This window comes from Thioclava arctica (assembly GCF_040892615.1).
Taxonomy (GTDB): Bacteria; Pseudomonadota; Alphaproteobacteria; order Rhodobacterales; family Rhodobacteraceae; genus Thioclava; species Thioclava arctica.
On sequence record NZ_JBFRYC010000042.1, the window covers coordinates 1 to 1,024 of the forward strand.

Genomic DNA, 1,024 nt, shown 5'->3' on the forward strand with positions numbered 1-1,024 from the left:
TGCCCTGACGGCGCGGTCAGCACCGTGAAGATCGAGGGATCGGGATGGTCAAACAGGATCGCACCGACCGGGCTATAGGTGCGCAGGTCGTATTTATAGGCGCAGTAATTGCCATGCCATGCCACCACATCAAGCGGGCTGTGATCGATGAAGGTCTCGTGGAACTGACCGCACCATTTGATGACGACGCGACTAGGCGCATCGCGATCTTCAAAGGCCGCGACCGGACATTTGAAATCGCGCGGGTTGGCCAAGCAGTTCGCGCCAATCGGGCCACGACCCGGCAGATCAAATTTCTGCCCGTAGTTTTCGCAGACAAAGCCGCGCGCGGGCCCTTCAAGCACCTCGACGCGATAGACCAGCCCGCGCGGAATAATTGCGATTTCCTTGGGCTCAAGGTCAATGATGCCCAGCTCGGTGCAAAACCGTAGCCGGCCTTCTTGCGGCACAACCAGCAGCTCGCTATCGGCGGAGAAGAAATACTCGTCCTGCATCGATTGCGTGACCAGATAGATATGGCTTGCCATGCCGACTTGCGTGTTCACATCGCCCGCCGTAGTAACCGTGCGCATCCCCGTCAGCCATGTCAGCGCGGCCTCGGTATGGGGCACCGGGTCCCAGCGATATTGGCCAAGACTGATCACGTCGGGGTCCACGTTGGGTGCCGATTTCCAATAGGGCACGTCGATCTTTGCAAAACGCCCGGTATGCTTCACCGAAGGCCGGATGCGATAGCACCACGTGCGTTCATTCTGCCCGCGCGGCGCGGTAAAGGCCGTACCCGAAAGCTGCTCGGCATAAAGCCCGTATTCGCATTTCTGCGGGCTGTTCTGGCCTTGCGGCAACGCGCCCGGCAGCGCCTCGGTCTCAAAGTCGTTGCCAAAACCGGGCATGTAGCCAGCATGAGGCCCAGTGCCGCCGCTGGCGCGCGTCATGCCTTGGGGCAAAGATTGATCACTCATCTGAACTCCTCCGTCTCATCGTCCCGACTCCCCTCGGGATGCTTGGGGCGATCTTTCGTTGC

The 1,024-nt window shown here is 60.1% G+C and carries 1 protein-coding gene; it reads right to left on the reverse strand.

Going from position 1 to position 1,024, the window contains the following annotated elements; all coding sequences use genetic code 11:
* The coding region (locus tag AB4874_RS19830) for a homogentisate 1,2-dioxygenase (protein WP_368393307.1) at positions 1–962 on the reverse strand (962 nt) is incomplete at its 3' end.
* Between the last annotated feature and the right edge of the window lie 62 nt (positions 963–1,024).